Here is a 6,122-nt window from a genome sequence, read left to right as displayed (position 1 = left end):
CTGTCCGGTCCCTTTCCCGTCAATGGGTTAGGGCGGGACAAAAGCCGGACGAACCGGACGGGCGCGGGCGCATCAATGGGTTAGAAGACGGCATCGGCGTCATCCGGAGGAGGCGGTTCGCCTTCGCCGAAGGCCGGCAAAGCGTCCGACGGCACGACGATGCAGCGCGGCTTGAACTGCCCACCGAAGAAAATCGGCCCCATCGGCTCGGAGGCGCCAGGTAGACGCGCCAGGTCAAAGCCCCAGCGCCGACCCGCCCATTGCGTTCCGCGAAAGATCGCCTCGAGGCGCGGATGGGCGTTCGCGACGTAGAGGCAGGGCGGACCCGCGGCTTTCTTCGGATAGGGTGCCAACATCAGCCCGTGGTCGACGAGCTGGCGGCGCGCGTCGTCGCCAGCCTCGCGCGCCCCACGTTCCACCAGCCGGCCGAGTGTCGGACGCTCTCCGGAATTCATCACTTCTGCAGAACTGGACAGCAGATGTTGCAGACACTGGTACGGTCCCGCGACCGCCGCCTGTTCCTGGCGGGTGACGATCAGCCAGGCGACCGCATCGACCTCCGCACAGGCGCGGGCGGCGTCGAGCGGGCGATCGTCGATCATCATCGCGCGCGCGGCCACGATAGTTCCGAGCTGGTCGGCGAGCCGCGGCTCGCAGCCGCGGCCGAGCAGATCATCGCGCACCAGGCGCAGGTTACCGCGCATGCGCGGCAGGCCCTCAAGCGCGCGACCCCACAGATCTGCGGCATGCTCGCGCGCCCATACGATCAAATCATCGGGCGCGACTCGCACCACCGAGTCGTCTGGGCGCGGGCGCAGCTCGAGTCGCGTCAGCCGCGATTCGTCTTGCGGCAGTAGCGGCGGCGGCAGCACCGACCCGAAAACGGCGCAGGATATGACCTCGAAACGCTGCGCGTGACCGTCGTTGCCGGTCTTGATCACCACCGCGCCATCACCCGAGCTGGCGCGGCGAAACAGGCCGATCACGCGCTGCAGGCGGCCGAGCGCCTCCGGGTCCTCGTCCGCCTCGTCGAGGATGAGCGGGCCCGAGCGGCCATCGGCCTCGCGCCGGAGGCCAGGCTCGGAATAATCGTTGACCAGCACTGCCATCGGTGAAAGCGCGGCGTAGTAGCGCAGCAACGTCGACTTGCCGGACCCGGGCGGGCCGATCAGCAGGCCGTGCGGCCGCCAGTCGATCGCCGCGCCCAGCAGGCCGGCCACCCACAGCCCGAAAAACACGCGCGCCGCTTCCTCGTGTTCCCAATGCCAAGACCGCATGTGCAGCTCGACCTGGCGCGCGCGGCCAGCATCGCAGGCTTCACCAGGCGGGGTGATCGGCGCATCCGCAGGCCACAGCGCGCCGGCGTCGCGAAAGCCCGCCTTGCGTTCCTCCCGCGTGTCCGGCCACAGGATATGGTCGCCGCAATGCACGACGATGCGGCCGTCGGCGAGCCAGACGCCGACGGCCCGCTTACGCGCCGACCGGTCGAACAGCGGCAGGTCGTGGCAGGCTCGCACCAGCCAGGCGCCGGCGTTGCGGGCCGAGAACCAGTTTGTCGGATGCCCCTCTCGGTCGTACTGCACGAAATTGCCCAGCAGCCAGCCGGGATTGCCGCCGAACAGCGACACGATTTCCGACGACTGGCCGAGCGATTTGGCCGCGAACTTGCGCAGCTGGCCCGCCGTATCGAAAAAAAAGTATTGTCCGTCGCGGTGGCCAAGAGGCACGACGGGACACTCGCCGCTGACCAGCCAGGCGGCTGGGTGATCGTGGTCACCGCCGCCGCCATCAGCTGGTGGCGGCGATGCGGCCGGCGCCGCGGCGGCCTTGCGCCGGCTTTTCTCGGCACGCTCCGCTTCCTTGAACGGCACGATTTTCGGCGACGTCATGCGGCCTCGCTTCGGTCGCTGTCGGCGACAAAAATCGGCGGCGCCGCAGGATGCGGCCGCTCGATCAGTTTTTTCAGGGCGCGGGCATGCGCGACGTCGCTGCCCACCACACCGGACTGGCAGCGCAGCAGGGCGGCCTGGTGCGCGCCGGTGTCGGCGCCGATCAGCACCAGGCCGCGGCAGAAATCGCCGAGCCAGTCACGCACGTTGCGATGGATGCGCATCGGCACGGCACGATCCTCGCCCCATTCCGGCGGGTCGCCGAGTACGTCGGCGAATCCCGTCAGGCGCAGCGGCGGCTTGGTCAGGCTGATATCGACGGCGAGGCAATCGACGATCGACCCACCGAAGATGGCGACCGGTATGGCGCGCTCCGCAGCGGACGGCAGCAGGTGCAGCTGGCGCATCGCGTCGCCTGGTTCCTGCGGATCATAGAGGCCGACGGCATCGAAGCGCGGCACCGGACCCTGCCGCACCGCGATCACCCAGCGCCAGGCGCCGAGCGGTGCGCGGTGCGGATGCGGATGCGGCTGCCAGTAGCCAGGGCCGTCAGCCATGACGGGCAGAAGGCCGATCACAAGGCGTGCCATCCCAGCGATGCGGCCCCACGGGACCACCGCCTGCCAATCGAACCGCGTCGGCACCAGGCGCGATGCGGCCTGAAAAACATCGGCGGCGTAGCCGGCTGACGTCATGCCTCGGCGACAACCGGCGCGCGTGCGCGCTTCCGGGCGCGCGGGGCGGTGCGCGTGCCGAGCGGCAGCGACGAGGGCAGCAGGGGCGCGGTCGGCAGGCCGCTGGGCGTCGGCCACCCGCTTGTATATCCCCCGCTGCTGCGCACCTGCGCCAGCAGGAGCGCCGCGTTACTGCCGGGCGGCCAGTCCGGTCGATAGCGGGTTTTCATGGGCGCGCACCTCCGGAGGAACGGACAACACGATTTATTTCCTCGAAATCGCCACAAAATCGGGACAGGATCGCCCGATTAACGATGGATTCACGACGATGAGAGGGTTTTTGATCGCCATCGGATGGCCGTTCACGCTCGCCGGACTCGGCGGTGCGGCTGACCAGATCAACCGTGAGCGGCACCGCCGCACCTTGCGGCGAATGGCGCGAGGGCTCGAACGACAGAGGCCCGCGCGCGATCACGCCGCCTCCGCCAGCACGCGCACGAGTGCGTAGTCGCGGTAATCCGCCGGTCGCCAGTCAATACCAGCCTCAACCGCGAGGGCCCACAGCGCCAGCACCCGGCCCGCCGGGATCTGGTCGCTGGCGATCCAGTTGCAGACGGCCGCCGCTGACACGCCAAGCCGGCGGGCCACTGCAGCGCCGCCGCCCAGCCGGGCAATGAGGTCGCGGGTCGAGATCATCCCGCGAGGATATTCAGCCGGCCTTAATGCCGTCAATCGTGGAGTTTAATACCATGGCACGACACGCTGCGGGATGGTGCGACATGGACGCAAAGCACCCCGACCCGATCATGTCGCACGTATTGGCAGGATTCGGCGCGCGGCTGCGCGATGCGCGCGTGGCAGCCGGATACAACAACCAAGCGGCTTTTGCGCGGTTACTTGGAATTTCCGCCTACCGCTACAATAATTGGGAACAAGAGCGTCACCCTCCGCCGCCCGCTTACCTTGCCATACTTAAGCAAAGGTTTGGCATCGGCGCGGACTGGATACTATCTGGCGATTACGATGCGCTGTCTTCTCGGACGCGCGACGCTTTGATGCAGAACGTTATTAAACCGCCTGGTCCGATGCGAGTCGGTGACGACACCGACGCACCGGCCAGCGTGCGCACCATACCATCGCCAGACGTATAGGATGGCTGAACATCTGCATTGACGACATTAAGCCCAGCTGAATAGGCTGGCGGCCTCACCCTTCAGGGAGGCCGCCGGATGCCCCGTCTCACCCCGCCCGCCGCCGAGCCAGACGCGGGCGCGCCGATCGTCGCGCGCGAGCTCGACGCGCTCAGGGACGCGCTGCTCGACATCGCCCACGCCTACCCGAACGAGCACGCCGACGCCGTGTTGATCGCGGCCGATCGGCTCGATCGGATCGCCGCGGATCTGCTGACCCAGCCCGAGCGGGTGATCTCGGTCCTGCCCGCCATCCACCCACGCCACGAGGCCGCCGCGACCGAGCTGCGCCTCGCCGCCGCGGCCCTGCGCGCCCTGGTGCCGACGCGCCAGCTCGAGGATGACCGAGCCCCGGCGCAGGACGGCGCGTAGTGGCATTTCCTTCCGTCGCAGGCCCGGCCACGGACCTGCTGTACCGCGAGGCGCGCCCGGCGCGCGTCGTGTTCGTGCGTGGACGCGGGCGGCCGGCGCTGCTGCTCGGTCACTGGACCGATGTCCGCGGCCGACCGATCTGGGCCGACGTCGTGACCGGCTCGACCTTTGTCAATCCCGATGATGTCGCAGAAATCGAGGACAGCCAACATGCTGATCACGTCTAGGACCGTGCCGCCGCGGCCGGTTTTTGTTGCTGACCCGGCGCGGGGCGGCGTGACCGTCGGGTTCGCCCGCATGACGTGCCTGTTTAGTCTCGCCGATCACGACTATGCCGCCGGCGTCGAGCTCGACAGCGGCGCCTGGCGCCGCGTGGATCTGGCGTGGGTGCATGAACTGACGCAGGTCGGCGACGTGCTGCGCCGGCAGGCGGTGCCGGCATGAGGGACATTGCGCCCTGGATGCAGACCGTCAGCGGCCAGGCATTTGATCTGGTGTATCCGCGCGCCGACATGGTCCGCCTGATGGATATCGCCGCCGGCCTGTCCCGGCTGCCGCGCTTTTGCGGGCAGACCACGGGGCCGGTCGCCTGGAACGTCGCGGAGCATTCGCTGCTGGTCGAGCGTCTCGTCGAGATCGCCGGCGGATCGGCCGAGCTGCGCCTTGCTGCACTGATCCATGATGCCCACGAGGCATACATTGGCGACGTGATATCGCCGCTGAAATCGGCGATTCGCATCCTACTCGATATCGAGGGCCGAGCCGTTTTCGATCCGATCGCGGAGATCTCCGCGCGCATCTCCGGCGCGGTGCATGCCGCCTTTGCCGTGCCTTGGCCGCTGTCCGAGGCATACGCAGTGGCGATCAAGCGCGCCGACCTGCAGGCCCTGCGGATAGAACACGAACGGTTCCAAGGCCCGGCGCCGCACCCGTGGACCGATCTGCCGGATGCGCCGGAGATCGGTGACCTGGCGCCGCAAAACGAGACATTCAGCCGCGAACGGTGGAATCGTCGCGTGCTCACGCTGCTGGCGCAGCGCGCCGGGCCGTATCCGCACTTCGCACTGCTGTCCGTCCTGGACGCCGAGGCACCGCCAGGATGACGGACACACCGATCACCGACACCGGCGACCTGCTCGAGCACGTGCGCGCCGGCGACGTGCTGACCTGCACCAGCGGCGCCTGGTCGCTGGTCAAGGCGCAGCGGTCCGTCACCAAGGAAGCGGTCTGGCCGCTGCTGTTCCAGTCCCGCAAGAGCCGGACACCGGACACACCGCCGGGACGCCTGGTGCCATCCGGCGACGCCCTGCCCGGCTTCCCCCCGCAAATGTCGCAGTCCTGGCGCTGGAAGCCAGGGAGCGTGCGTCCGGCGCGCACGAAATGACGCGCCCCGCAACCACCAGGAGCCCACCCATGGACCGAGCCACACAGGCGGACATCGCGGACATGATCGGCGACGCCAATCCGGCCGCGATGGTCGAGCTCGCCGACGCGATCGCCGGAGCGCTGCTGCTGTCGGGCACGCAGCCGAAGGCGGTCACGCTGTGCGCCCTCGCCGGCACTCTCGCCGATACGCTACGCGCGGAATCGACGGACCCCGAGGCGCATGAGCGTGACCTCGCCGTGTTCATCGAGCTGGTGCGCATGAGCATCGCGGCGCCGGAGGTGGTCGGACATGCCTGATCCGATCGGGACACTGCAGGGCGTGCCGCCCTACTACGCCGACCAGGCGGACAGCGGCACATGGTCCGTCAAAGACCAGCTCGGCGCGATCGCGTGGCGCGGCGAGGACGGGCGGGCCGGCCTGATCGGCCGCGACGACGCGGAAATGATCATCCGCTCGCACGGACACACGCCAGGGCCGGCACGGCCGAGCCAAGCCTACGGCCTGGCGCACGGCAAGCCGAAGCGGGCGAAGAAGGCGAAGACGGCCGCGCGATAGCGCCGGCCCCTCCCCTTCCCGGCTGACACCATCACCACCGACTGCAACAGGGAGA

General features: G+C 68.8%; 13 protein-coding genes. 8 read left to right on the top strand and 5 right to left on the bottom strand.

The window, feature by feature from the left end:
- Positions 1–80: 80 nt before the first annotated feature.
- The 5 genes from OL599_RS22860 to OL599_RS22840 form a co-directional block, all read right to left on the bottom strand.
- Entirely contained in the window at positions 81–1,889 is a 1,809-nt protein-coding gene (locus OL599_RS22860; protein WP_264716356.1) for a P-loop NTPase family protein, read from the bottom strand.
- Positions 1,886–2,446: a hypothetical protein gene (locus OL599_RS22855; RefSeq protein ID WP_264716355.1), complete on the bottom strand. Its 561-nt coding sequence runs from the start codon at positions 2,444–2,446 to the stop codon at positions 1,886–1,888. The genes OL599_RS22860 and OL599_RS22855 overlap by 4 nt, the downstream gene beginning before the upstream one ends.
- Before the next feature lie 134 nt (positions 2,447–2,580).
- Positions 2,581–2,793, bottom strand: coding sequence for a hypothetical protein (locus OL599_RS22850; protein WP_264716354.1), 213 nt, complete (start codon positions 2,791–2,793; stop codon positions 2,581–2,583).
- Positions 2,790–3,038, bottom strand: a complete 249-nt coding sequence (locus tag OL599_RS22845; RefSeq protein ID WP_264716353.1) for a hypothetical protein — start codon at positions 3,036–3,038, stop codon at positions 2,790–2,792. The genes OL599_RS22850 and OL599_RS22845 overlap by 4 nt, the downstream gene beginning before the upstream one ends.
- Positions 3,035–3,259, bottom strand: coding sequence for a helix-turn-helix domain-containing protein (locus OL599_RS22840; protein ID WP_264716352.1), 225 nt, complete (start codon positions 3,257–3,259; stop codon positions 3,035–3,037). The genes OL599_RS22845 and OL599_RS22840 overlap by 4 nt, the downstream gene beginning before the upstream one ends.
- Positions 3,260–3,342: 83 nt before the next feature.
- On the opposite strand from OL599_RS22840, the gene OL599_RS22835 reads away from it, so the two are divergent.
- The 8 genes from OL599_RS22835 (at position 3,343) to OL599_RS22800 (ending at position 6,067) form a co-directional block, all read left to right on the top strand.
- Positions 3,343–3,714 carry a helix-turn-helix domain-containing protein gene (locus OL599_RS22835; protein ID WP_264716351.1) on the top strand — a complete coding sequence of 124 codons (372 nt, stop codon included), beginning with the start codon at positions 3,343–3,345 and terminating at the stop codon, positions 3,712–3,714.
- Between the two features lie 78 nt (positions 3,715–3,792).
- The gene (locus OL599_RS22830) at positions 3,793–4,125 is read left to right on the top strand and encodes a hypothetical protein (protein WP_264716350.1); all 333 of its coding nucleotides are present in this window, start codon (positions 3,793–3,795) and stop codon (positions 4,123–4,125) included.
- Positions 4,125–4,352, top strand: coding sequence for a hypothetical protein (locus OL599_RS22825; RefSeq protein ID WP_264716349.1), 228 nt, complete (start codon positions 4,125–4,127; stop codon positions 4,350–4,352). Before OL599_RS22830 ends, OL599_RS22825 begins: the two co-directional genes overlap by 1 nt.
- Positions 4,336–4,569, top strand: a complete 234-nt coding sequence (locus OL599_RS22820) for a hypothetical protein (protein ID WP_264716348.1) — start codon at positions 4,336–4,338, stop codon at positions 4,567–4,569. Before OL599_RS22825 ends, OL599_RS22820 begins: the two co-directional genes overlap by 17 nt.
- 17 nt (positions 4,570–4,586) lie before the next feature.
- Positions 4,587–5,228: a hypothetical protein gene (locus OL599_RS22815; protein ID WP_264716347.1), complete on the top strand. Its 642-nt coding sequence runs from the start codon at positions 4,587–4,589 to the stop codon at positions 5,226–5,228.
- Complete coding sequence (locus OL599_RS22810) at positions 5,225–5,509, top strand: hypothetical protein (protein WP_264716346.1); 285 nt, start codon at positions 5,225–5,227, stop codon at positions 5,507–5,509. Before OL599_RS22815 ends, OL599_RS22810 begins: the two co-directional genes overlap by 4 nt.
- 29 nt (positions 5,510–5,538) lie before the next feature.
- Complete coding sequence (locus OL599_RS22805; RefSeq protein ID WP_264716345.1) at positions 5,539–5,808, top strand: hypothetical protein; 270 nt, start codon at positions 5,539–5,541, stop codon at positions 5,806–5,808.
- Positions 5,801–6,067 carry a hypothetical protein gene (locus tag OL599_RS22800; protein ID WP_264716343.1) on the top strand — a complete coding sequence of 89 codons (267 nt, stop codon included), beginning with the start codon at positions 5,801–5,803 and terminating at the stop codon, positions 6,065–6,067. The genes OL599_RS22805 and OL599_RS22800 overlap by 8 nt, the downstream gene beginning before the upstream one ends.
- The last annotated feature ends 55 nt before the right edge of the window (positions 6,068–6,122 follow it).

Origin of the sequence: Limobrevibacterium gyesilva (assembly GCF_025989185.1) — a bacterium.
Taxonomy (GTDB): Bacteria; Pseudomonadota; Alphaproteobacteria; order Acetobacterales; family Acetobacteraceae; genus Limobrevibacterium; species Limobrevibacterium gyesilva.
Note: the sequence above shows the minus strand (reverse complement) of the source record. Positions and strands in the feature narration are given on the sequence as shown.

Coding starts and splice junctions, on each gene's coding strand:
- OL599_RS22810 (WP_264716346.1), top strand. CDS start 5,225: ATGACGGACACACCGATCACCGACACCGGCGACCTGCTCGAGCACGTG.
- OL599_RS22830 (WP_264716350.1), top strand. CDS start 3,793: ATGCCCCGTCTCACCCCGCCCGCCGCCGAGCCAGACGCGGGCGCGCCG.
- OL599_RS22855 (WP_264716355.1), bottom strand. CDS start 2,446: ATGGCTGACGGCCCTGGCTACTGGCAGCCGCATCCGCATCCGCACCGC.
- OL599_RS22860 (WP_264716356.1), bottom strand. CDS start 1,889: ATGACGTCGCCGAAAATCGTGCCGTTCAAGGAAGCGGAGCGTGCCGAG.
- OL599_RS22850 (WP_264716354.1), bottom strand. CDS start 2,793: ATGAAAACCCGCTATCGACCGGACTGGCCGCCCGGCAGTAACGCGGCG.
- OL599_RS22835 (WP_264716351.1), top strand. CDS start 3,343: ATGGACGCAAAGCACCCCGACCCGATCATGTCGCACGTATTGGCAGGA.
- OL599_RS22800 (WP_264716343.1), top strand. CDS start 5,801: ATGCCTGATCCGATCGGGACACTGCAGGGCGTGCCGCCCTACTACGCC.
- OL599_RS22840 (WP_264716352.1), bottom strand. CDS start 3,259: ATGATCTCGACCCGCGACCTCATTGCCCGGCTGGGCGGCGGCGCTGCA.
- OL599_RS22820 (WP_264716348.1), top strand. CDS start 4,336: ATGCTGATCACGTCTAGGACCGTGCCGCCGCGGCCGGTTTTTGTTGCT.
- OL599_RS22815 (WP_264716347.1), top strand. CDS start 4,587: ATGCAGACCGTCAGCGGCCAGGCATTTGATCTGGTGTATCCGCGCGCC.
- OL599_RS22805 (WP_264716345.1), top strand. CDS start 5,539: ATGGACCGAGCCACACAGGCGGACATCGCGGACATGATCGGCGACGCC.